21 protein-coding genes and 1 tRNA gene are annotated in these 23,632 nt (G+C 41.1%); 19 read left to right on the plus strand and 3 right to left on the minus strand.

Translation table 11 applies throughout. The features are described from left to right. The first annotated feature begins 5 nt into the window (after window positions 1-5). The 9 genes from BQ7489_RS14350 to BQ7489_RS14390 all read left to right on the plus strand — a co-directional run bounded on the left by BQ7489_RS14350 (window position 6) and on the right by BQ7489_RS14390 (window position 13,201). On the plus strand, window positions 6-1,646 hold the full coding sequence (locus BQ7489_RS14350; RefSeq protein WP_072532212.1) for an Mfa1 family fimbria major subunit: 1,641 nt from the start codon (window positions 6-8) through the stop codon (window positions 1,644-1,646). Between the two features lie 13 nt (window positions 1,647-1,659). Continuing rightward, window positions 1,660-2,670: a FimB/Mfa2 family fimbrial subunit gene (locus tag BQ7489_RS14355; RefSeq protein WP_072531626.1), complete on the plus strand. Its 1,011-nt coding sequence runs from the start codon at window positions 1,660-1,662 to the stop codon at window positions 2,668-2,670. Further along, window positions 2,667-3,884, plus strand: a complete 1,218-nt coding sequence (locus BQ7489_RS14360) for a hypothetical protein (RefSeq protein ID WP_162617818.1) — start codon at window positions 2,667-2,669, stop codon at window positions 3,882-3,884. The genes BQ7489_RS14355 and BQ7489_RS14360 overlap by 4 nt, the downstream gene beginning before the upstream one ends. Window positions 3,885-3,917: 33 nt before the next feature. Next, a complete protein-coding gene (locus BQ7489_RS14365; RefSeq protein ID WP_162617819.1) occupies window positions 3,918-5,060 on the plus strand; it encodes a fimbrillin family protein in 1,143 nt (380 codons plus the stop codon). After that, entirely contained in the window at window positions 5,057-6,394 is a 1,338-nt protein-coding gene (locus BQ7489_RS14370) for a hypothetical protein (RefSeq protein WP_072531629.1), read from the plus strand. The genes BQ7489_RS14365 and BQ7489_RS14370 overlap by 4 nt, the downstream gene beginning before the upstream one ends. Further along, window positions 6,384-8,156, plus strand: a complete 1,773-nt coding sequence (locus BQ7489_RS14375) for a hypothetical protein (RefSeq protein WP_072531630.1) — start codon at window positions 6,384-6,386, stop codon at window positions 8,154-8,156. Before BQ7489_RS14370 ends, BQ7489_RS14375 begins: the two co-directional genes overlap by 11 nt. Before the next feature lies 1 nt (window position 8,157). After that, entirely contained in the window at window positions 8,158-10,473 is a 2,316-nt protein-coding gene (locus BQ7489_RS14380) for a fimbrillin family protein (RefSeq protein WP_072531631.1), read from the plus strand. Between the two features lie 47 nt (window positions 10,474-10,520). After that, the gene (locus BQ7489_RS14385; protein WP_162617820.1) at window positions 10,521-11,978 is read left to right on the plus strand and encodes a fimbrillin family protein; all 1,458 of its coding nucleotides are present in this window, start codon (window positions 10,521-10,523) and stop codon (window positions 11,976-11,978) included. Window positions 11,979-12,379: 401 nt separating this feature from the next. Beyond that, window positions 12,380-13,201 (plus strand): zinc ribbon domain-containing protein, encoded by an 822-nt coding sequence (locus tag BQ7489_RS14390; protein WP_162617821.1) that lies wholly within the window; start codon window positions 12,380-12,382, stop codon window positions 13,199-13,201. Window positions 13,202-13,335: 134 nt separating this feature from the next. Here the strand turns inward: BQ7489_RS14390 and BQ7489_RS14395 are convergent, their stop codons facing one another. Beyond that, entirely contained in the window at window positions 13,336-13,764 is a 429-nt protein-coding gene (locus BQ7489_RS14395) for an amino acid-binding protein (RefSeq protein ID WP_072531634.1), read from the minus strand. Between the two features lie 23 nt (window positions 13,765-13,787). Next, the gene (locus BQ7489_RS14400) at window positions 13,788-15,086 is read right to left on the minus strand and encodes a phenylacetate--CoA ligase family protein (protein WP_072531635.1); all 1,299 of its coding nucleotides are present in this window, start codon (window positions 15,084-15,086) and stop codon (window positions 13,788-13,790) included. A gap of 296 nt (window positions 15,087-15,382) precedes the next feature. Between BQ7489_RS14400 and BQ7489_RS14405 the strand changes: the two genes are divergently transcribed. The 7 genes from BQ7489_RS14405 (at window position 15,383) to BQ7489_RS14435 (ending at window position 19,250) form a co-directional block, all read left to right on the plus strand. Further along, window positions 15,383-15,811 carry a DUF3836 domain-containing protein gene (locus BQ7489_RS14405; protein ID WP_072531636.1) on the plus strand — a complete coding sequence of 143 codons (429 nt, stop codon included), beginning with the start codon at window positions 15,383-15,385 and terminating at the stop codon, window positions 15,809-15,811. 36 nt (window positions 15,812-15,847) lie between these two features. Continuing rightward, window positions 15,848-16,453, plus strand: a complete 606-nt coding sequence (locus BQ7489_RS14410; protein WP_083580636.1) for a DUF2975 domain-containing protein — start codon at window positions 15,848-15,850, stop codon at window positions 16,451-16,453. A gap of 12 nt (window positions 16,454-16,465) precedes the next feature. Next, window positions 16,466-16,906 carry a DUF2975 domain-containing protein gene (locus tag BQ7489_RS14415; RefSeq protein ID WP_083580638.1) on the plus strand — a complete coding sequence of 147 codons (441 nt, stop codon included), beginning with the start codon at window positions 16,466-16,468 and terminating at the stop codon, window positions 16,904-16,906. Window positions 16,907-16,928: 22 nt separating this feature from the next. Continuing rightward, entirely contained in the window at window positions 16,929-17,135 is a 207-nt protein-coding gene (locus BQ7489_RS14420; protein WP_072531639.1) for a helix-turn-helix domain-containing protein, read from the plus strand. 121 nt (window positions 17,136-17,256) lie between these two features. Beyond that, entirely contained in the window at window positions 17,257-18,198 is a 942-nt protein-coding gene (locus BQ7489_RS14425) for a hypothetical protein (protein ID WP_072531640.1), read from the plus strand. Continuing rightward, entirely contained in the window at window positions 18,189-18,854 is a 666-nt protein-coding gene (locus BQ7489_RS14430; protein WP_239496962.1) for an ABC transporter ATP-binding protein, read from the plus strand. The genes BQ7489_RS14425 and BQ7489_RS14430 overlap by 10 nt, the downstream gene beginning before the upstream one ends. Before the next feature lie 12 nt (window positions 18,855-18,866). Further along, on the plus strand, window positions 18,867-19,250 hold the full coding sequence (locus tag BQ7489_RS14435; protein ID WP_072531641.1) for a hypothetical protein: 384 nt from the start codon (window positions 18,867-18,869) through the stop codon (window positions 19,248-19,250). A gap of 45 nt (window positions 19,251-19,295) precedes the next feature. Here the strand turns inward: BQ7489_RS14435 and BQ7489_RS14440 are convergent. Continuing rightward, window positions 19,296-19,380, minus strand: a tRNA-Ser gene (locus tag BQ7489_RS14440). Between the two features lie 161 nt (window positions 19,381-19,541). Here BQ7489_RS14440 and BQ7489_RS14445 point away from each other — a divergent pair. The 3 genes from BQ7489_RS14445 to BQ7489_RS14455 are packed head-to-tail and all read left to right on the plus strand — an operon-like array spanning window position 19,542 to window position 23,611. Continuing rightward, entirely contained in the window at window positions 19,542-19,814 is a 273-nt protein-coding gene (locus BQ7489_RS14445) for an ACT domain-containing protein (protein ID WP_072531642.1), read from the plus strand. Between the two features lie 26 nt (window positions 19,815-19,840). Next, on the plus strand, window positions 19,841-21,205 hold the full coding sequence (locus tag BQ7489_RS14450; RefSeq protein WP_072531643.1) for a PFL family protein: 1,365 nt from the start codon (window positions 19,841-19,843) through the stop codon (window positions 21,203-21,205). A gap of 6 nt (window positions 21,206-21,211) precedes the next feature. Then, window positions 21,212-23,611, plus strand: a complete 2,400-nt coding sequence (locus BQ7489_RS14455) for an ATP-dependent helicase (RefSeq protein WP_072531644.1) — start codon at window positions 21,212-21,214, stop codon at window positions 23,609-23,611. Window positions 23,612-23,632 lie beyond the last annotated feature (21 nt).

Genomic DNA, 23,632 nt, shown 5'->3' on the forward strand with positions numbered 1-23,632 from the left:
AAAGAATGAAACGATTCTATAAATATTGTATTTTGGGATGCCTTGTTGCTTTCTGTTTCGCCTGTAAAGATGAGGTGGCAGACAGCCAGGGACAAACGGATATGGATTCTTCTGTATATATCACTTTTACGGTCAAGATGAATGAAGGAGGATTGCCTGCACGTAGTGTGACAGACGATCCTGACGATGACGGTTATGTCACGTCCGACGACGGCAATGAAATAGGTAAGGACCGTGAAAATAATATTTCGGAAGTGATTCTGATTTTTGCCGATGAGGAGGGAAATTTCGTTTATGATGGAACGGCTCCTGTAACTAAGGCGACATCCAATCAGTACACGTTGAATGTACAGGCCGAAGAATTGGAGTATTATAAACAAGCTGGTGATTTACAGGTATATCTGTTCTGTAATCCGGACGATAAATTGAAAGAAGCTGCAGGAGCGCTTGCTTCCGGTACACCGGTTTCAGATTTCCTTGATCAGGCATACACAATTCCGCAAGGAGAAAGTGAAAACTGCCGTGCGTGGGAGGATAACCGCTTCTTTATGTCGAATGCGGTTCCTCATACGGCTTATTTTCCGGGCAATGTAAGTGAGTTCAGCAAGGTCAATCCATGGAATTTGGGTACAATCCGTGTGGAACGTGCTGTGGCCCGTTTTGATTATAGGGCTAAGATGACCGACAATATATACCGTGTGTACGACAAGACTGACGGATCCGAGACATATCAAAACAATCCTGGAGTATCTGTCCAGCTTACCGACATAGCTCTTGTCAATATGAGCAGGAGCTTTTATTACTGGAGAAGAGTTTCGAATGCCGCCGACGGATATTCAAATCCTGTTATCAGCGGAACAGAGACTGTTTCGAACTATGTAGTCGATACAGACGCTACGCAAAAGGTCGGATATGTTGCCAACGGTTGGGCTGACAAGCAGGATTATTATTTCTATAATCTTGAGACACCGGACGATCGAAAGTTTACAAGTCTGAGTGACATATCTGATAATGAAGAGGATGAAGATGAGTCATGGAACGACGACCAGAAGTATAATGGATATCATATCTGGAGATATGCATCAGAAAATACGGTTCCATATATGAGCAGCCAGTCTAATGCTTTGCTTACAGGCATCCTGCTGAAAGCTGTCATTATTCCCGATAAAGGCAACAGCCTGGAAGGTGTGATGGACAGCGGTAAAACCATATACGTTTTCGATAGAGTTCTGTATGGCGATTGGGATGCTGTAAAAGAAGCTGCCTCCAAAGGCGACAATACACGTCTGAAAGAAGCATATGAGGCGGTAAATGGCGGAATGGGATATCTGGAAGCCGGATTTACAGCTTTTATGCCTAATGCAGCCGACGGTAAATACTATACACACTATTATTATTGGAACAAGCATAATGATAATTATGACGACGGCAATACAGGTCCAATGGAATTTGCTGTAGTACGGAATAATGTATATAAGCTTCAGGTAGATGCCCTTTACAGTTTTGGAGATCCCGAAAATCCGGATCCCGAAAATCCGGAACCTGATCCGGAACCGACACCGGTACCGGATGATGGTCCTCAATTGAAACTTACCGTTAAGGTACTTCCATGGGTAACGCGTAAATTTACAATAACTTTTGATTAAATAATGAAAAGCCATGAAATATATAGAAAATAAAAAATTATCCTATCTGATACTCCTGCTTTTGTGCCCGTGGATGATATTCACCTCATGCGAATATATCCACGAAGATCTTATGCCCTGTGAGCGTGGTGTATCATTGCGTTTTGTGTACGATTATAATATGGAATATGCCAACGCATTCCCGAGCAAGGTGGATTGTGTGACGCTTTATATTTACGACGGCCAGGGAAACTATGTAGCTACCCGTGAGGAAACCTCTGATGTTCTTAGTGACGAGAACTACCGTATGCGTATTGACCTTGAACCGGGCGACTATCATCTGGTGGCATACGGAGGATTGGCCTGCGAGCAACATTCTTTTGCCGTAACGGACGAGCCTGTAGATGCTACCGACGTACTTTCCGGTCTGTCTGTCCAGATGCAACACGATAACCTGACGTCCGACAAGCTCTTGCACGATTTCTTCTTCGGTTCGCTGGATGTAACGGTAGAGGAAGACCTGTATAAGGACGAAACGGTGTATATGATGAAGAATACCAACAATATCCGGATTATCCTGCAGCAGCTGAACGGTCTGCCGGTATCGGATGAGGATTTCACATTCCGTATTGTGAACGATGACAATACCTTGTTTGCCAATGATAATTCATTGATTGAGAACGGCTATATTACGTATATGCCTTGGGTTCAGGGCCAACGTACTGTTGGCGAAGGCGAAGAGGGTAGCGGTAAGGTTACTGTAGCTTACGCCGAATTTTCCACTTCACGCCTTACTACAGGCAACCATCCGCGACTGATTATCACTAATAATGCAACGGAAGACGAAGTGGTAAATATACCATTGAATGATTACCTGCTGCTCCTTAAGAGCGACCGTTATGCCGACATGGGTGATCAGGAATACCTCGACCGTGAGAATGAATGGTCGATGATTTTCTTCCTCGACAGAAATCATATGTGGGTTGACGCTCAAATCATTATTAACGACTGGGTAGTACGACTGAATAATATTACGATGCCATGAAAAGAGTGATTAAAATAGCAATGCTAAGTATCGGTTGGGTATTCGCCTGCTGGATGCTGTCTGCATGCTCGTCGGTTATGGAAGAACCGGATAACGGCATAAGCGACGGCTCTACTGCTACGCTGACTATCCACACAGCCGTGCCAGGCGCCGGTACAAGAGCTGACGATAATATTCCGGAAAGGGAAAAAATAGAGCGTTTACGTATAATTGTAGTCGATGAAGAGACCAACATTGTGGATTACAATCGTCTGCATAGCTTCCCTAATCGTGATGGAAGTACTTACACCATCGGTTTGGATAAGGGAGGGAAAAAACTTCTTTACCTGTTGGCTAATACCGAAGATTTAGGTCTTGTTATCCCTTCTAAGGGTGATACATGGAATGATGAAGTTGATAAGCATGTCATAAATCTGTTACCTGAAGGCCGTCTTCCTTTTACTTCGAAATACGAAGTTGAGGTAGCCGAAGAAGAGGAAGACACAGCCGGTGATGAAAATAAGGATGGTGATACTCCAGCCGATGGCGATGGAACCACAGAAGGTGATACTCCCGCAGATGTTGTTCCTGAGATTCCTGAAGATTACACATGCTACATTGCCATTGCTGCTGTCAAATTCTCGTTTACGTTTACTAATAATACTGGACAGGAAATTACAGTCTCTGACTTTAAAATTTCAAGTATTGCCGACTGTTCTTACCTGTTACCACATAATGAGAAATGGGATGAGTGGGTAGAAAATGTAACGGGAGATGGTGCAAAGGAATATTTCACGAAATATGAAATACCGTCTGGCGCTGAGCATGGTGTATTTTCTGTTCCTATTCCGTCATCTGGAAACGAAGGAGAGTCAGAAGCAGGTACAGGAACATCAACATCGTCTTTTACTGTACTTGCAGAAGAAGGTAATAATACATATACCATTCCAGATTTTTATTGTCATGAAAGTAAATATCTTCCTTATCCTGATGTAACTGAGCAACATTATACTATTCATTTTAGTATAGATGGTAAATCTTATGATGCTGAAATTAAAGATAAAACTGGAGCTTTGAAATCCTTGATACGCAGTACTCATGTGATTGTAAACATTGAGATAAATAAGCTGGCGGGTTCAGACGATCGTCAGATTGTCGTATGGGGAAAAATTACTGATTGGACAACTGATACTGCAATAGAAGGCGGATTGGAAGAATTGCTTTCGGAACCTTAAATGAATAACTGAATCAATTAAATGGTAAACTATATGAAACAGTTGAAATATATTATATTATACGTTGGACTGCTGGCGATAAGTGCCTGTACAGCGGAAAAGGTTGCCCCAACAGCTGAAACGGTTCAGAATACAGAGGTTCGTTTGGTGGCAGACATATCCGAATCAGGAAATGCTTCGCGCGCAGACGCAGATTACATTAAGAAAACTTTTACTAACGGTGATCAAATACGCTTGGTGAATACAGTATTCTACAATACCCCTAACTTTAATGATAAAAAGACTATTTTTACTTTTTCTAATGAATATGATCCGGAAAAAGGATATAAGTTTACACAATCCAGTCAAACAGGTCAGGGAAATAGTGATAATGAGACTGAAAATACAGAAGATGAAGTAGAACAGACACAATCAGTCCTGACATGGAATGATTTTTCACCAACATCTTTTGTTTACATATTTGAAGCTGTATATTATCCAGGAAATACACTGTTTAATTCTGTACAATTTGATCAAAATAAAGATAATGGTATCGGCTTTAAAAACAGTGATCTCCTGCTTGCTCACCATCGTATGCTGTTGGAAGATAAGTATAATGATATAGAACTGTCCTTCCATCATGCTTTAGCTATGGTAAGGGTGAACGTAAGTGTTCCAATAGGCGTAGGAGGACTTCAAAAAGATGCATTTACTGAGGCGAAAGTGCATGGTGTCCAACCTGGATTTACAGTGAACTATTCATCAACAATTTCCAATGATGGATTACGTACAGTATACGGTACTGGAGGAAAAACAGATATTACGATGTGGCGTCAAAGTAGTAAGGTATCTTCAGATAACAAGACTCAGACATATACTTTCCTGGCCATAATTCCAGTACCAAATGATGAAGAAGGAGTAAATATTGATCAGGAAGATTTTGTCCGTTTTAAAGTTAAAATAGATAATAATAAAGAAAAGACTTATCGGTTTGTTAGAAATGAAGGTGCTGGTGCCATAAGTTTAAGTCAGTCTCACATCACGGTATTAAACTTGGAATGGGACGTGAACGAAGGTCTTCCTTTACTTTTATCTGCTAGTATAGAACCTTGGAAGGAAGCATCTGCAGATATGATTTTAGATGGAGAAGATAGTAATTCTAATGAAAATAATCAGGAAGGAGGTAGTAACCCATGAAAAAAATACAGATTATGGTAGTGGCGGTTATGGGTGTTTTGATAGCTGCCTGCTCGAACCACGAACTGAATGAAGAAACTGGATTGAACGTAAATGATCCTCTGGAAATAAGTGTTACCATTAATGAAACTTTACAGTCAAGAGCTGAAAGTGAACCGGCTGTTGGTGATTATTATTTTTCATATATAGGTAAAGGTACAACAACTAATTATACTGTATTAAAAGTGCTACTTGATCAGGAAGGAAAAGGTACCCCAATTTTAAATAATAAAAAGCTGACATGGAGTGATATCAATACAAATGTAAATAATTCTTTTGTGTTGGATAATGTTCCTAAAACAGATGGTTTTACCACAACTACGTCTAAAGCTTCAATAAATCTGCAGGAGATAAAATTAGAGGATGGAAGTGATGTTTCCCTTTATGATGCCGCCCCTGCTCCGGAACAAAACGGTACAGGAAATGATTTGGTATGGGGAACGGTTAAAGTAAAAGATGTAAGTAATGCTCCATTAAGTTATGTGCATTTTGGTTTGAAGCATCTGATGTCAATGCTGACATTTAACATAGAATCTAATGACGAGACAATAAAATCTATTTTGAATAATCCTGAAAACATTGATGTAAAGTTATACCGTGTAATTACTAAGCCTTCTACCTATAATAGACTGACAGGAGCGATTTCGATAGGTAGTAATATTGATCCAATTGATGAGGAACATTCCATTACTTTAGACATAATAAAGACTGAACAAAATGGATCAGTAACTACTGAAAATTGGATTTTTCCTCCACAAGAGTTCATAAAAAATTCAAGGCCAATATTGTCAATTACTTTAAATAACGGTGATGGTACGACCAACACATTCAAAGGTGTGTTGCCCGAAACCATGTCCTATGAAAATAGTTATGAGTTGTTGGAATTTATTTCCGGTTGCCATCTGACTGTTAACGTTGAGTTGGGTAATTGGGAGAATCCACAAATACAATTCAGGCCTGTACTGGTAAAAAAATGGGTTGACAAGGGTGATGCACAGTTAAATTCCAATCAAGTTGGGGTCTATACAGCCGAAGAGCTGAAAGAATTGGTTAATGCTTATAATGAGGATCCAAGCGGGGATAATTTGACATTGTGGAAGTATGGAATATTAAACGGTGATACTTGGACGTTCTATTTATGGAAAACTTTCACAGATGATAGTATTACTGGAACAAGTTTAGGCTTTGAATTAAATAAAACCCCAGGTTTTACTTTTGTATCTAACAACCATCTTATTAATGGCTATAAAGTAGAATCAAACGGTACTTTAACAACAACAACTGATGGAGATTAATAATATGAAAGCAATAATAAGAAACAGTATACTTGCCTGCCTGGCATTCGGTATAGGTACAGCATGTACTGACGAATCAGGTGTAGAGGGCATTACCGGCGCCAAAGGATATCTGGAGGTTTTTGCCAGAATCGGAGAGGTTTCTACTGCACCAAGTAGAGGCGAAGGGGATGCAGGAGCTGAGAATACACCTTCTTATGAGGATAAATATGGCGTACCGATGAATGAACTCTATTCATACCTTTCAACAGATGTTGCCGGAGGCGGATTTCATGATGATTGTAAGATAGGTATCTATTCTCTTAATGGAACAGATGGAACTGAAACTAATCCACTGGTGAATACTCCTCTGATTTTTAAAGGCTCAAGTTTCGTAAATGAAGGTATACAAATACCTAGTATGACCAACCTTGGGAAAACATTTGCTTACTATCCTTATTCTGAGATAAATAATTATGAGAATACAACAGAAGGTGAAAAGAAATATCCGATAGACATTTATATCAAAAAAAACAATAATCCGTATTACAAGGATAATAAGAATGAAGTTATTGACTTGCTTACCGCAAGCAATACCGGTTCTCTTGATGACGGTAAAATATTTTATAGTTTCAAGCATGCTTGCTCTATGTTAATGATTTATCGTGGAGACGGATTTGATTCAGAGACCATTTCTGATCCCACAGTAAAGGTTAAGCTGAAGGAAGGATTAAAAGCATTTGTGGTTTACGATAAAGGTGAATTTACTCTTAAAACATATACGGATGAAAGTGTCCAACAGATATTCGAAACCAACTATTGCAAAAGTTATCAGGCTGTTGGTCAAATAGATGCCAAACCTGTATATTCTGTAATATTGCCCCCTGGTGCGGAAGTGGAATATATTCAGATGATGGATAATTTCGGCACGATGCAATATATATATCCAGAAAATAATCTGAAATTGGATGGTGGATATAGATATCCGGTTACTGTTAAGTTGGATGGATTATTCCCGACTATTTATCCGCATGAGATTAAGGAATGGACTAATGAGACGATTTTGATAAGTAAGAATGGTGGTATTTATACTACTGAGGATTTAAAAGGATGGATGGAAGCTTATAATAGCAATTCCCAAAGTGATGATCAGTTAAAAGAGTATGGTACTAAAAATGATGAAAGTGGTAAATGGACGTTTCATTTATATGCCGATGTTGATTGCAGTACCATTGAGAATTGTCAATCTTTTATCACGACATTTACAGACTGTTTGGAAGGACACGGACATACTCTTAGTAATATTAAATTGACTAAAAAAGAGAATGGCAATATTGGTTTTGTTGGTGAGCTGAATGGCGGTAGCATAAACAATCTGAAGATAGATGGTATTTCCATCAGTGGAGGAACGGAAGATAATGATTGTACCGGTACTATAGCGGGTACTATTACAAATGGAAGTATTAAAGAGTGTAAAATAACAGGTATCGAAATCTATAGTGAAAAAGGATATGTCGGTTCACTTGCAGGAAAAGCCACATTCGGAACTGTTGATAAATGTCTTTTGGAAGGAAATCTGCGGTTAGGAAAAGATGCTTCTATAGCAGACGGTCAAAAACTGTTCGGAGAAAAGGCTGAAGATTTTAATTTAGGTGATACAAACACCAGCGGTGTATATGTATTCAAGGCTGCAGTAGATAATGCAGAAACCGGAGAAAATGTAGGTTCTGCAGGTGATGATAGCGGTACTGATAATGTAGACGATACAACAGGAGGAAACTGATATGAAAAGGTATATAACATTTATAAGTTGTTTTATCATTCTGTGCGGCTTGTTGGGCTGTACAGATGAACGATGGCTTGAAAACGGTAGTGCTGCCGAAAATGCCGGTGGTCTTCCGATAGAATTTGTAATGGATTTGGCACCAATCCAACCTGTCACTCGGGCAGATGGAACTACAAATTATGGCCAAAAGACAGAGTTCGTTAAAGATGACATTATCCAGATTGTAGCAAATTTTTATAAAAAAAGTGAGACTAGTGATGATACGTTTGAATTGATGCAGGGAAAATCTGTTTCTTGTATTCTTACTTACAATGGTGAAAAATGGGAGGATAAATCAGGAGCGAATTTATATTGGCCATGGGATTCAGAAATAGCAGATTTTACAGCTTTTTATTATCCGGGATTTGACGGTGTATTATCGGTAGGTTCAACTCCTTCTGTATTATTGGATTCTCTTGAAGTAACAACAGACCCTTTAATGGCTAAAGTAAGTGACATCTCCTATGGCAACGCCGTCTCTCTTAAATTTGAACACAAATGCGCACGTCTGATACTGACTGATTTGGATGCTGTAACAGGCGGAGCATCATATTCTGAATTATGGATGGAAAATCTGAATTCGAATACTGATAATGCTAATACTAATGCTTTTTCATTGAAGTTGAGTAATACCGATAAAGAATTAAGTCTCGGTTTTAATTTTGAAACTGTCCGTGATGAAAATGATAGAGTATTAATAGGGGGTAAAACAGCAGTTGATGAAAATAATGAGGATGTAGCAAATTCAATGCTATTTTTTCTTCCTCCCGGAAATTACAGTAAAGTAACGCTGACGCGACGTTTTGGTCATCCCCTTTTCAGTTGGGATTCTGTGGATGATTTGAATAAACTTGAAGCCGGTAAATCCTACATTGTTTCTTTGAAAGATTTGTTGGGATATATCACGATAGATAATGATGATGATTGGTGGGACGATGAAAATGAAAATTATATAAAACCCGAAGAAGGAAAATTTAATTTGAATGATTTTTTAGAGTGTGTAGGTAACGGACGTTCATATTCATATTATGAGGATGGAAAAAGGATTGTTGTTTTGGAAAAGATAACAGACAAATATATCGCATTGAAAAAAAATATTGATTTTGATTTCCAGGAATTTACATTACGCAATATAGATACCGGTATTACATTTGATGGGGATGGACATTTTTTTAAAAATGTAACTCATAATTCTATATTTAACAAAATTGACGGTAATGTAATGAATTTAGGAATAATTGATAGTGAAGTTACCAATATAAGTTTAACTGAGGAAGAAGTTGGAGCACAGGGAGATTATAAAGCAAATATGTTTGGCCTTTTGGCACGCGAATGCTTAGGTAATATTGACAGAATACGTTTAAGTAATATTACAATCAACGTGTCAAGTCTTGAAGAAGGAGGTACTTTCATGGTTGGGGCTTTAGTTGGAGAGAATAATTTAAGTCCAATTACGAACATTGAGGTAAACGGTAATATAACTGTAACAGTAAATGATAAAGTATCTAATGGTTCAATGATATTGGGAGGATTGGTTGGGCAGAACGGAAAAGATGCTTCACTGGAATCTGTTACAGTTTATGATAATGCTAAAATTAGTGTGACAAATAATACCCAAATAACGAAAGGTAGTGTTTATACGGGTGGTTTGGTAGGACTTTCTTCCAGTGATATTAAAAACTGCAAGGTGCTGGCTGATGTAGATGCTTCCGGTGCTACTGGAATATGGGTATATACCGGTGGAGTAGTAGGTTCATTGCGTAACTCAACGGATTCAGACGGATCGGAAACACTTGATACGACTGAAGAAAAAAATCCACATATTAAATTGGAAAACTCTCAAAATATTGGAACAGTAATTGGAGGTAGATGTTTACAAAATGTAACAGAGGATGAGGCAGCTTCTGGACATTCATCTACAGGAGGTCTGGTAGGTTATTCCCTTAGGGCGGATATTACCAATAGTCTTGTAAGCGGAACCGTTTCGTCCACTATTGAAGTAGAAGAAGGGAAATCGGAATATTACACAATCGGTGGTGTTGTGGGCGCAGTCCGTGCCGTTAAAAGCGGAGATGTGCATGATTATCCGGTTGTACGAGATAATTCTATTTACGCAAATGTCAAATCACAACCGAATGAAACTTTTTGTTTTGTTGGCTGGCTGGCTGGGATTGCACCACAAAATATAATTGAACAAACTAATCTCAATTCACTTTATGTTGTGACTGAGCTTGGTAAAGTTGGTCGTATAGATGATAGTGCACCTGGTGAATAGCCTGATTTCAGATTACAATAATTATATTATAACAGATTAGTAGTCGTATGAAGAAGAATTTATTATATATACTGATGCTTGTTTGTGTCGCAATTTTTACGGCCTGTAACGAGAATGATTTGGTGGACCAAGATTATGATTCTGCTTATGATAAAGTTCATTTTTACGGAGCTGTCAAGAAACAAAGTAGTATACAGGTTACCTCACGTGCAACACCGGATCCTAATCTCTATATCACGTTGAATGAAACCACTGAAGATTTCGGTATCTTTTATATCTGGCAAAATGTGGCTGATGGTAATGAGACCGAACAAATATTTCAACAGTATAAAGAGACAAACGGAACACAGGGTAATCTGGAAATTAATGATAATGGTACACCTTTGAATTGGCACAATAAAACTTCAAAGCATACTTTTTATGCATGGACGCAACCTTGTGTTGAGGGTAAAGGTGGAGTACAAATATCAACAGAAAAGTTTCCTACTTTTGGGACACAAACGGGCAATATTGAAGAGATTGGAACAGTAAAGTATGGTACAAATGAAGATACAGGACTTGAAAAATTTATAGTAGCACAAAAAGGTCCTATTTCCTATAATGAATGGGGGCAGGATGTTGCTTTGTATTTTGAACGCCCTATAGCAAAGATAACGCTAAAAGGAGTAACATATATTACAGCCAGTGGCGCCGAACATCCAAATATTGAAACATGTACCATTCTTTTCCCAAATATGTTTAATACTGCTGTGTTCAAACCCCTTAACTGGCAGGATGGTGTTCAAAATGTATTGCTGGCAGTTAATGAAGATGAAAATAAGGGTATTACTTGGGTGTGGTACAAAGAAAATGAAGATGCTGATGAATCGAATAAGCATGATGCTCATTCACTATATGTGCATCCGTTCAAATTCGGAAATGAAGGTGAAGCAGTGTCTGCAGGTAATAACGTAAATATTCATAATGATCCTGGATTTTTTATTGTGAAACTTGAAGTTGAAAATAATGTAAAATCCTATACTGGTACATTGAATTCCTTATCAACGATTAGACAGCTTAATGCTGGTGAGCACATGCAGCTTTATCTCACGGTGACAGATGGTGGAGGTGTTGGTGTCGGATATGAAATTGTAGATTGGACTGATAAAGGGTCACAGACACTCCCACAATACCGCATCCCAGGCGTATATAATGAGGAAGATGCCGATAGGTTGTTGGAAGCATTGACATCTACAGACCCAAATGCACTGGATGAGATAAAAGATTTGTTGGTATTGACATCTGACGAAGGAGTTACTCCAGAGACCTATGTTATCAATCTCTTCACCCATGTAAACTGGTCTGGACAAACCATTACTATTCCTACGGGTTACACCTTAAATGGAAATGGTTATAACGTAACGCTGGGAGAAAACGGATCAATAACTGGTCAACAGAAGAATATCTATATTGATAATAAATATAAATCTGAATCAAGTGAATCAAGTGATTCAAGTGGTAATTGATTGATTATTTACGATAATTTGTAACGGGTGTGTTACATATGGCTAGCAGATAATTTCTGGAGAATTTAATGAATGGACCCTAAAAGTCGTGTAAGGCTTTTAGGGTTTATTTTTGTAGTAAATGCAGAGAAGACGTTTGTGTTTGTTGGTTGACTTTTTCCCCTTTAAATTTATTGATGATTTTTAAAAATATATCAACAAATTTATTTATATTTGCAATGAATCATAAGCAATTTAAATTTACGTTTTTCATTATTTCTTTCAGGGATTTGTAAAAACAGGCAGACCGTAATTATAATACTATGGAACCGAAAAATACACTTAAAATTTCCGTTTTGCAAGGAATTTGCTGCTCACTTATCCTGCTATCTTATTTTTTGCCTTGGGTTCAGGTTTCTTTTATGGGCTTAAAAGGATCGTTTTCGTTATTTGATGGCATGATATATGTGACCAAGCTCGGAAGTGCAGCTTCCGAAATAAATGAAATGCCTTCAGCCGTTAGAGATGAGAATTATGTTTGGTTCTTGTTTCTTGTTCCTGCTGTAGCTTTTATCAACGCTATAATTCAGTGGATCGGTCGCTATCCGCGTTGGGCTTTTTATCTGAATATATTGCCTGTATCGATAGGTATAGGAGGGATGATATTTTTGCGTAAGGGAATGCATGTTGATATTACGGATGTGGCAGGTATTGGGTTGTATCTGGTTGTGATTTCCGGTGTTGTATCTATTGTAGAGGCCTGGACTACCATAGGGCGTCACTATTCTGTTTATTATAAGAAATATATGCGTTTCCTTTCATATGTTATATTGGGATGTATTATTTTCAATATTCTTTATTTCGGCTTGCTTTCCATCTTCGGTTCATCCTTGCATGACAAGCCGGAATTTGTTTCTGTATTGTTTTCTGTTATAGAATTTGTGTCGGGTATAGCTTTCATCCATGCACCTTTTGTAATTTATGCATGGATTGTGTATGGATGTACCCGTCGGAAACAACAGGCTGAACTGACAGCTGCTTTGGAGCCTGAAACAATTGCCGCTGTTTCTCCTACGGGTGTTTCTTCAGTAGTTACCGATATCCTTTGTCCCCGATGTGGTAGATCGGTTTCTTCCGATTGGGCATTGTGTCCTTATTGCTGTAACAATCTTAAGGAGGAACAGGGTAATGAAGAAGATGATAACCTTCGTTATGCACCGCCTCAATATAGAAATAAGAATTAATTTGATAGAACAGGGTATCATGTAGAAATAACATATCCAGACTTTCTTCTTGTGTTCGTGTCTTTTCTAGTATTAAAAGGAACTGGAAGTAAGTCTGGATATGTTATCGGGGTTTCGCTTGTGTTCAAGAATTCTCAGACCAGTGAAAGCAGGGTATTGTTGTCGAGAGCCTGGATGCCCTTTTCTTCGATGACTTTGTTGGTCTTTTCCGGGTTGTCTGTCCGGAAAATCAGGATACCCTTTCCTGCCAGCATGAATGAATAGAGATAGGAGATGCCGATTCCTGCTTCACTGATGAGGCGTACGGCATCGGCGGCCCGTCCGGGAACGTTGTCCAGCTTGATGGCAAAGACATCGGATACGTTGGCCGAGATACCGGCCTGTTTCAGGGTATCCAGGGCACGTGCCGGTTCGGAGCAGATGATGCGGTAAATCCCGTATTCTACGGTGTCGGAGATGGTGGAGGCGATCAGTTGGATTCCGGCCTCCTTGAACAGTTCGAGTACCTGAAGCAGGGTTCCCGATTTGTTTTCTACGAAAATGGATATTTGCTGTACTGTCATAGCTGTTTTGTTTATAGCGGTTCTTATATCAATGTCCTGCGCAGGTCTTTTACGCGCACTGCCTTTCCTTCCTGTTTGGGAAGCGACCCCTTCGGTACGAGGCGTACAACGGGGGTGATAAGTATCTCGTCCTTGAGCTGCCTTGTGATTTCTTTGGTCAGTGCCTGCATGCGTGGATAGTCGTCACAGAAGTCCTTCAGTTCCACTTCCACCGTCATCAGGTCGTTTGCTTCCTCGTTGGTGAGCGTAATGAGATATTCGTTTCCGAGTTCGGCGAATTGCATCAGGATGGTCTCTATCTGGATAGGGAAGATGTTGACTCCCTTGAGGATCATCATGTCATCACTCCGTCCTTTCATTCTGTCCAGACGCAGGTGGTTACGACCGCAGGGACATGTGCCCGGCAGGATGCGGGTAAGGTCGCGTGTACGGTAGCGCAGCAACGGCATGGCTTCGCGGTTGATGGTTGTCAGTACCAGTTCGCCCACTTCCCCTTCCGGTACGGGTTCGAGTGTGACCGGATCTACAATCTCTACAATGTAATAGTCTTCCCAGATGTGGAGCCCGTTCTGTTCCTGACATTCGAACGCTACTCCGGGACCGCACATTTCCGACATGCCGAACGAGTTGTAGGCTTTTACGCCCAGCATCTGTTCGATACGTTTCCGTTGTTCTTCCGAGTGCGGTTCGGCTCCGATAATCAGGGTGTGCAGTTTGGTATCGCGGCGCGGGTCGATGCCCATTTCTTCCATCACTTCATACAATCTGCCCGCATAGCTGGGAATGGCGTGGAGTGCCGTAGTACCGAAATCCATGATGAACTTGATTTGCCGTTTGGTGTTTCCGGCCGCGGCGGGTACCGTAAGCATGCCCAGGCGTTCGGCTCCGTACTGGAAACCCAGTCCGCCTGTAAACATACCATATCCGGAAGTGTTCTGGAAAATGTCGCCCGGACGCAGGCCTACCATATAAAGGCATCTGGCTACGGCATTGGCCCATTCATCCAGGTCTTTTTGGGTGTGCAGTATGACCGTAGGTGTTCCTGTAGTTCCGCTTGAAGAGTGCAGGCGCACTACCTGGCTCAACGGTACAGCCGACATCTTGAACGGGTAGTTGTCGCGCAGGTCCTGTTTGGTTGTGAACGGAATCTTGCTCAGGTCGGACAATGACCGGATATCATCAGGGGTTATATGACATTCTTCGAAGCGTTTTCTGTAAAATTCGGTATTCATGCATTGCTTTACCGTTTTTTTCAAACGTTCAAGTTGTAAAGCTTCAATTTCTGATCGGGTAAGCTTTTCAATTTCCGGGTGCAGATACATAATATTCTTTTTTTTAAGGTTATGGTTGCGAAGTTATGGAAAAAAGTGGGAAAAAATATTTTTTTGCTCGGAATTTTTCATCTGTCCTGTCGTTAAGGTCAATGCAGGCATCTGGCGTTTATGGTTAAATAGCCCCTTAATTATCGCATTGGATTAAAAATATATCGTTTTTCGATAAATTTTTCTTGTTTTTCTTTTGTAGTTCAAAAATAGTATATACATTTGCATATCGAAAAACGATAAATAATTATTGAAAACAAGTAAAGAATATAATTAACTGATTAAAAAATACAATTATGAAAAAGACATTAGTTTTAGGTATTGCGATGGTTTCTATGGTTTTGTCAACACAATTGGCCAATGCTAAAGATACATTTGTTTATGGTGAAAATGGAAATGAATTGATGGTTTCGACATTAAACAATGACGGTAAGACCATTACTCCGAAATTAAAGTATAAATACCTGTATGATGATAATGGAAAGATGGTCGGGAAGAAAGCGTATAGATGGAATTCCGAACGGAAACGTTGGGATCCTTCATACCTCATCACTATGAATTCCAGTGAAAACATTTCAATTATGGATTATGCGGAATGGAATGTAGAGACGGCTTCATTCACTGAAAACCAGAAGCAGAGTATCTATTACTCCGACAGCGTAAATCATCTGGTTACTTACACAAATGATTCTCCCGCATTTGAAATTATTAGTGATATACATTAATCTTCCTGGTAAAGTTTAATCATAAATATTGGGCTTATGAAAACAGTACGTATTTTAGGATTTATAGTAATAGTTATTATTGTAGTATTTGCTTCTACAGACGGTTTTAAAGGGGCTAAGGATGGATGGAACTCGGTTCCGGATATTCCGTCTGACGTCAATTCGGTTTCATTGTCTGTTGTTCCGGATAAGACGTTGGTGCCAGACAGTGTCTATAATACTGAATTACAAAGAAATGTGCCGTATAGGATGAATGGCATTGAAACTTATGTTGCACACAACAACAATGTATATAATAAGTTTGTTCCTTTTAGTTTACCGTTTATCCTTTTCTTCATTTATGGTTTCTACTGTCTGGTACGGTTGTTGGTAGATATCTGCCGTAATCAGATTCTTACAAGGAAGAATGTACGCCGTATGCGTTTCTTCATCTATTCTTTTATGTTACTTCTTGCATTTATGGAAATAATAAGATACATAGAATACACACAGGTTATAAATGAAATATCTTTGCCATCAGGATATATGGTAGAAGATTTTGGATTGAAGTATCCTTGGCTCTTATTTATTATTCTGGTATTGTTTGTAGAAATATTTGCCAAAGCAGAGAAAATAAAGGAAGAAAATGATTTGACAATTTAAATATGCAAGATTATGAAAAATAGCATATCACAAAAAAAACAATTGACAATGTTCTGCAGCTTTACGGTTGCATATGCAAGTTTGCTTATTGGAATACTGCGTTTCGGTCTTGAAATTGCTGATGTAATTTTTATGGATACAGCATTCAATTATGAGACCTGTACAAGATTGGTAATATATACATGTATAATCCTGTCGGCAATATCCATAGTACGTTTTCTTAGAAACGTAGATAAAGGATTTGTTTTCGATAAAAAGAATATATATCCTTTGCGATTCTTTGCGTGGACTGTTACCTTGGCAGGGATAATCCTGACAGTGATAAACTCAATTTGTGATTCCGACAGTCAGACATATATGTTTTTCCTATTAATAGGGATCTTTATAAACATACTTTCAGAAGTCTTCAATTTGGGGGTAAAAATGAAGGAAGAACAGGATTTGACCATTTGATAGATTAAAAAAACTTATATATATGCCTATAATAGTAAACTTGGATGTAATGATGGCGAAACGGAAGATTTCGCTTGGTGAACTGGCCGAACGCATAGATCTTACTCCGGCAAACCTTTCTATCCTTAAGACTGGAAAGGCTAAAGCTGTGCGTTTCTCTACTTTGGAGGCTATCTGTAAGGAACTGGACTGCCAGCCGGGAGATATTTTGGAATACAGGGATGAATAACGCCTTAACCTAAGATAATGTAGTGATAACATGAACTCTTGTTCTTTGCACATATTTTTGCAGCATAAGCATAACGAAACTGGCTTTTGTCGCTATTTTTGCTGCCGTATAATTTGAGGCTATGGATAATAATATTGCACTTTATCTGAATCTGCGCTCAAAACAGATTGTGCGTCTATTTGCAGGCATCGGACCGTTCCGATGTCTGTTCCTTTTCGGTATTGCGGCCATTCTGTTTTATGCTTTTACGAAAGTAACGGGTGTATGGATTTTGCCAGCCTGTTATCTGCTCATGCTCTGGCTGTATCATAACAATAGAAAAGACAAGGAGTTTCTGTCTTTACAGGTGCAAGGAATCAAAAGATTGTTTACGGCAGAATATTTATTGCTCGGATTACCATTTGTTATTTCAGAGATTATTGCTGCAAATTATATTTCTATACCGGTTATCATGCTGACTGCGGTAGTTATGCCGTGGATCCGTCCTGTCAGGTTTCATTCTATAGTTCTGCCTATGCCTTTATTATACAGTGGAGATTTGCTGTATAGAAGGATGTTCCGGAAACAAGTACCACTGTATGTGGTATTGCTCTTTTTGTCTTTCATGGGAGTACTGCATGACAATATCAATCTCTGTAAAGTATGCCTGATATTGTGGGGAGCTGTTCAGGGAACGGCATATATGGCGACACCTCCGAGACATGAACTTTCTGCTTATAACAGTTTCGGAATGTATCAACTTATACTGATTAACTCAGGGTTGAGGAACGTAATTGTGACCATATTCCCGTTTATTGTACTTCAGTTTATTTTTATGCCTGATATGGATGTCCTCCTTTTCTGTCTTATGTTGTATTCTGCAGCGGTGCTATATCTGTGGAATATGGGGACGGCAAGATTCTTCTTTGAGACACAAACCGTAATGGGAATATACTGGCTGTTTTTCCAGTTGCCTCTGTTTTTAGTTTCGATTATGAACCATGTCATGTTGATTCCTTATTTGGCTTTGAATATTGGTCTGACACTTTCAGTCAAGAAAAAATATAAACATATATGGAACTGATATATATAAAAGAATTGAGCAAGGCATACGGTAAGACGAGAGTGCTTGACAACCTTTCCATTTCTTACGAATCCGGAAAAATCTACGGGCTGGTGGGAGAAAATGGAGCCGGGAAAACTACACTCTTCAATTGCATTATGGGAGTAACTGATTATGAAGGCGAAATAAGGAAGTCATCCCCAATGACTGTTGGCTATATGCCGGCTGAAAGTTTCTTCTACTCCCTTATAACCGGAAAGGAGTATCTTGAGTTCTGTATTAAGGCAAAAGGGAAGAAGATGGATTCTATAGCCATAGATTCATTGAATAAAGTCTTTCAACTGCCTCTGGAAAGATTCGCTTCAGATTATTCTACCGGCATGAAGAAAAAGCTTGCACTTATGTCCCTGCTCCTTCAAGACAATGACCTGTACATCCTTGACGAACCTTTCAACGGGGTAGATCTTTATGGATGTATCCAACTTAAAAGAATCATATGCGAACTGAAGGACAAAGGGAAGACTGTCATAATTTCATCGCATCTCATCAATACGTTACATGAACTATGTGATGAAATTGATTTTCTGGATGGTCATACCATTCGGAAAAGATATATCCAGGCGTCAATTGATGAGATAGAGCAGGATATATTAAATAGGGGGAACAGTAATATGTAAAAAAATGATATCATGATTGACAATAATACATTTCATAAAATACCGGTAACTTTCTTTGATGAGAGTTACAATAAATATCAGAATGAGGTAATGAACCTGTTGCATTTTATCAGGACATTCCACCCTGTCAGTATAGTTAGCCCTGAGAGATTCAACATGATTGAAAAACAGGCAAAGAAAGTATGTCATGATATGAAAGACGGGATAGACTTACAGCACTTCCAGTTTGCTCTGAATTCTCTGTTAGCCATACTTGAAGACGCACATACTTATTTCATGCCTGAAGATGGATTAATTTATCCATACGAGATAAGATGGAATTTCAAGCGGCAGATAGATGGTAAATTCCGTAAACTCTCCTTCGATGCCGTTGACTTTGATATTGGGTTAAAATAAAAGAGGTGTAAATCTTGTAATTACTTGATTTACACCTCTTTCTTGCGGAGAGACAGGGATTCGAACCCCGGGTGCCTCGCAGCACAACGGTTTTCAAGACCGCCGCAATCGACCACTCTGCCACCTCTCCAAAACTTCCTTCGGGAAGCGCTTTCTTTCAAAAGCGATGCAAAGGTACGGATATTTTGGAAATATCCAAGCGTTAAGGGAAAAAAGTTTTTCTGTAAGGGCCCTTTTGGTTAGAAATATTTATCTTTGCGGCAGAAGTCTAATTTTTCAAACGCTTGATTTATGAATAAAGCTATTATTACTGTAGTGGGTAAGGATACCGTAGGTATCATTGCGAATGTGTGTACTTATCTTGCTGAAAATAAGGTGAACATTCTGGATATCTCACAAACCATTGTGCAGGAGTATTTCAATATGATGATGATCGTTGACATGGGGGTGATGGAAAAACCTTTCGAACAGATTGTTAATGAACTGGTGGCAGTCGGCAATAGGATGGGGGTACAGGTCAAGTGCCAGCGTACCGATATCTTTGACAAAATGCACCGTATCTGATTCTTAACCATGTAAATCCTTTATTTATGATTAATATATCCGAAGTTCTCGAAACCAATAAGATGATCGAGCAGGAAAATCTGGATGTGCGTACCATTACAATGGGCATCAATCTGTTGGATTGTGCCGACAGCAATCTGGAAGTGCTCTGTCAGAATATATATAACAAGATTACAGGTCTGGCCCGTAACCTGGTGAAGGTAGGCGAAGACATTTCAAAAGAATACGGTATTCCTATCGTAAACAAGCGTATTTCCATAACTCCGGTTGCTCTGGTAGGCGGTTCGGCCTGTAAGACTCCGGAAGATTATGTACAGATAGCCAAGACTCTGGACCGTGTGGCTTCCGAATTGGGTGTGAACTTTATAGGAGGATATTCGGCTGTTGTATCGAAAGGGATGAGTCATAGTGATGAACTGCTTATCCGGTCCATTCCGCTGGCCATGGCCTGTACGGAACGCATCTGCAGTTCTGTCAATGTGGGTTCTACCAAGACCGGCATCAATATGGATGCAGTACGCCTGATGGGGGAAATAATCAGGGAAACGGCAGAGCTGACAAGGGAACAGGATTCGTTGGGATGCGCCAAGCTGGTAGTGCTGTGCAATGCTCCGGACGATAATCCCTTCATGGCAGGAGCCTTTCATGGTGTATCGGAAGCCGATGCAGTGATCAATGTGGGCGTAAGCGGACCGGGGGTGGTGAAGTATGCGTTGGAGCAGATCCGTGGAGCCAGCTTTGAGGTATTGTGTGAAACAATCAAGCGTACGGCGTTCAAGATAACCCGTGTAGGACAGCTTGTGGCTCAGGAAGCGTCACGGCGTCTGGGAGTGCCGTTCGGAATTATCGATCTCTCTCTGGCCCCGACTCCGGCTATAGGCGACAGCGTGGCCGATATCCTGAAGGAGATAGGTCTGGAACATCCGGGTGCTCCGGGTACTACGGCTGCCCTGGCTCTGCTGAACGATCAGGTAAAGAAAGGTGGTGTAATGGCTTCTTCTTATGTAGGTGGCCTGAGCGGTGCCTTTATTCCTATAAGTGAAGACCAGGGGATGATTGATGCGGTTGAGGCGGGTGCGCTGACCATCGAGAAGCTGGAGGCGATGACTTGTGTATGCTCGGTAGGGCTGGATATGATTGCCGTTCCGGGAACGACTTCGGCTGCAACCATTTCGGGAATCATTGCCGATGAATCGGCTATCGGTATGATCAACCAGAAGACGACAGCTGTACGTATCATTCCGGTAGTGGGTAAGGAAGTAGGCGATTCCGTTGAGTTCGGAGGATTGCTGGGACATGCTCCGGTCATGCCGGTGAACCGTTTCAATTGTGAAGCTTTTGTCAACCGTATGGGACGTATTCCAGCTCCGATCCACAGTTTCAAGAACTGATTTTTCATGGCTGATTATCTGGATGAACTGAACGACAGCCAGCGTGCGGCTGTTTTATATAATGACGGCCCTTCTCTCGTGATAGCGGGAGCAGGGTCGGGCAAGACACGTGTGCTTACCTATAAGATTGCTTATCTGCTTGACCATGGTTATGAACCGTGGTCTATCCTGGCACTGACCTTTACCAATAAGGCTGCCCGGGAGATGAAGGAGCGTATTGCACGTCAGGTAGGCATAGACAGGGCACGTTACCTGTGGATGGGGACGTTCCATTCGATGTTTTCACGTATTCTGCGGGCGGAAGCGGATGTACTGGGATTTTCGTCCAACTTTACCATTTATGATGCATCCGATTCGAAGAGTCTGGTCAAGACCATCATCAAGGAAATGCAGCTGGATGACAAGGTTTACAAGCCTGCTGCGGTGCAAAGCCGGATCAGCAATGCGAAGAACCATCTTATCCTGCCGGATGCCTATGCCGCCAGCCGTGATATGCTGGAGAGTGATACGGCGGCCAAGATGCCGGCTATACGTGACATTTACCGCCGTTACTGGGAGCGTTGCCGGTTGAGTGATGCGATGGATTTCGATGATTTGCTTGTGTATACTTACCTGTTGTTCAGTACTCATCCGGAAGTGTGCGAAAAATACGCTTCCCGTTTCCGTTATGTGCTGGTCGACGAGTATCAGGATACCAACTATGCCCAGCATTGCATTGTGTTGCAGCTTACCGGAAAGTATCGCCACGTGTGTGTGGTAGGTGATGACGCACAGAGTATCTATTCTTTCCGGGGGGCGGATATTGACAATATCCTGAAGTTTACGCAACTCTATAAGGATGCACGTCTGTTCAAGCTGGAACAGAACTACCGTTCCACGCAGATGATTGTAAAGGCAGCCAACAGCCTGATAGAGAAGAACCATGACCAGATCCGTAAGGAGGTCTTCTCGGAAAAGGAAAAAGGGGAACCGCTTACCGTATTCAATGCCTACAGTGATGTGGAGGAAGGGGAGATTGTGGCCAATAAGATTGTACAGCTCCATGCAAAAGAGAACTGTGCCTATAACGATTTTGCCATTCTGTACCGGACCAATGCACAGAGCCGTATCTTTGAGGAAGCGTTGCGTAAGAGGGCTTTGCCTTACCGTATTTATGGTGGCCTGTCGTTCTATCAGCGGAAGGAAATTAAGGATATCATCGCTTATTTCCGTCTGGCTGTGAATCCGAACGATGAGGAGGCATTCAAACGGGTCATCAATTATCCGCCTCGGGGCATAGGCGACACTACGCTTGGAAAGATCATCGATGCGGCCGGAACAGGTGGCGTGAGTCTGTGGAAGGTGCTGGGTGAACCGTTGGCCTACGGCTTGAAAATAAATAAAGGAACACATGCCAAGTTGCAGGAGTTCCGTAACCTGATAGCCGGTTTTGTGGAAGACGCTTCCCATAAGAGCGCTTATGAGCTGGGAAGTGATATCATACGCCGGGCGGGCATAGTCACTGACATTTATCAGGACCGGAGCCCTGAAAGCATCAGCCGTCAGGAAAACGTGGAAGAACTGATGACCGGTATCCATGATTTCTGTGCAATCCGTGAAGAGGAAGGGAATGAACATGTTGGGCTGACCGACTATCTCTCGGAGGTGTCATTGCTGACCGATCAGGACAGTGAAAAGGATGACAGCGAACAGAAGATTACGCTGATGACCATCCATTCGGCAAAAGGATTGGAATTCAAGACCGTTTTTGTGGTAGGTCTGGAAGAGAACTTGTTTCCGAGTCCGATGGTTGCCGGTTCTCCCCGCCAGATGGAGGAGGAACGCCGTCTGTTCTATGTGGCTGTAACCCGTGCCGAAGAGCACTGTTTCCTTTCGTTCGCCAAGAGCCGGTTCCGGTATGGGAAGCAGGAGTTCAGCGCACCGAGCCGTTTCCTGAAAGATATTGATGCGCGTTACCTGAATATGCCTCAGGACGAGATTCTGTCCCGGAGGATTGATGAAGGGGCCGGACGTTTCCGCCGTGAACTTGCGTCTGGTGGTCTGTCGCAGTCGGGAAGAGACGGCAGTGCATCGCGTTACGATAGAGGGACGTGGACGGACAAGGGACCTTCCATGTTCGACGGCGGTCCGCTACCGGAAGAACCGCGTCCCTTCGTAAAGCCGGCGTCTCCACGTAATCTGCGTAAAATTACTCCGTCTGCTACAGGAAAGGCCATGGGAGGTCCGGTTCCGGAAGCCGGAAGTCCGGTTTCGGCAGGACAGGTTATAGAACATGAGCGTTTCGGCATCGGTGAGATAGTCCGTGTAGAAGGTACGGGTGATAACTGCAAGGCTACGGTCAGATTCCGTAATGCCGGTGAAAAGCAGTTGCTGCTCAAGTTCGCGCGGTTCAAGGTGATAGGATAGTGGAAAATAGAGTTTCGTGCT

It is taken from the genome of Bacteroides ilei (genome assembly GCF_900128495.1).
Lineage (GTDB): Bacteria > Bacteroidota > Bacteroidia > Bacteroidales > Bacteroidaceae > Phocaeicola > Phocaeicola ilei.

What these genes read in the sequence shown, in the direction of transcription:
- BQ7489_RS14350 (WP_072532212.1), top strand. Translation starts at nt 6, where the DNA reads ATGAAACGATTCTATAAATATTGTATTTTGGGATGCCTTGTTGCTTTC.
- BQ7489_RS14355 (WP_072531626.1), top strand. Translation starts at nt 1,660, where the DNA reads ATGAAATATATAGAAAATAAAAAATTATCCTATCTGATACTCCTGCTT.
- BQ7489_RS14360 (WP_162617818.1), top strand. Translation starts at nt 2,667, where the DNA reads ATGAAAAGAGTGATTAAAATAGCAATGCTAAGTATCGGTTGGGTATTC.
- BQ7489_RS14365 (WP_162617819.1), top strand. Translation starts at nt 3,918, where the DNA reads ATGAAACAGTTGAAATATATTATATTATACGTTGGACTGCTGGCGATA.
- BQ7489_RS14370 (WP_072531629.1), top strand. Translation starts at nt 5,057, where the DNA reads ATGAAAAAAATACAGATTATGGTAGTGGCGGTTATGGGTGTTTTGATA.
- BQ7489_RS14375 (WP_072531630.1), top strand. Translation starts at nt 6,384, where the DNA reads ATGGAGATTAATAATATGAAAGCAATAATAAGAAACAGTATACTTGCC.
- BQ7489_RS14380 (WP_072531631.1), top strand. Translation starts at nt 8,158, where the DNA reads ATGAAAAGGTATATAACATTTATAAGTTGTTTTATCATTCTGTGCGGC.
- BQ7489_RS14385 (WP_162617820.1), top strand. Translation starts at nt 10,521, where the DNA reads ATGAAGAAGAATTTATTATATATACTGATGCTTGTTTGTGTCGCAATT.
- BQ7489_RS14390 (WP_162617821.1), top strand. Translation starts at nt 12,380, where the DNA reads ATGGGCTTAAAAGGATCGTTTTCGTTATTTGATGGCATGATATATGTG.
- BQ7489_RS14395 (WP_072531634.1), bottom strand. Translation starts at nt 13,764, where the DNA reads ATGACAGTACAGCAAATATCCATTTTCGTAGAAAACAAATCGGGAACC.
- BQ7489_RS14400 (WP_072531635.1), bottom strand. Translation starts at nt 15,086, where the DNA reads ATGTATCTGCACCCGGAAATTGAAAAGCTTACCCGATCAGAAATTGAA.
- BQ7489_RS14405 (WP_072531636.1), top strand. Translation starts at nt 15,383, where the DNA reads ATGAAAAAGACATTAGTTTTAGGTATTGCGATGGTTTCTATGGTTTTG.
- BQ7489_RS14410 (WP_083580636.1), top strand. Translation starts at nt 15,848, where the DNA reads ATGAAAACAGTACGTATTTTAGGATTTATAGTAATAGTTATTATTGTA.
- BQ7489_RS14415 (WP_083580638.1), top strand. Translation starts at nt 16,466, where the DNA reads ATGAAAAATAGCATATCACAAAAAAAACAATTGACAATGTTCTGCAGC.
- BQ7489_RS14420 (WP_072531639.1), top strand. Translation starts at nt 16,929, where the DNA reads ATGCCTATAATAGTAAACTTGGATGTAATGATGGCGAAACGGAAGATT.
- BQ7489_RS14425 (WP_072531640.1), top strand. Translation starts at nt 17,257, where the DNA reads ATGGATAATAATATTGCACTTTATCTGAATCTGCGCTCAAAACAGATT.
- BQ7489_RS14430 (WP_239496962.1), top strand. Translation starts at nt 18,189, where the DNA reads ATGGAACTGATATATATAAAAGAATTGAGCAAGGCATACGGTAAGACG.
- BQ7489_RS14435 (WP_072531641.1), top strand. Translation starts at nt 18,867, where the DNA reads ATGATTGACAATAATACATTTCATAAAATACCGGTAACTTTCTTTGAT.
- BQ7489_RS14445 (WP_072531642.1), top strand. Translation starts at nt 19,542, where the DNA reads ATGAATAAAGCTATTATTACTGTAGTGGGTAAGGATACCGTAGGTATC.
- BQ7489_RS14450 (WP_072531643.1), top strand. Translation starts at nt 19,841, where the DNA reads ATGATTAATATATCCGAAGTTCTCGAAACCAATAAGATGATCGAGCAG.
- BQ7489_RS14455 (WP_072531644.1), top strand. Translation starts at nt 21,212, where the DNA reads ATGGCTGATTATCTGGATGAACTGAACGACAGCCAGCGTGCGGCTGTT.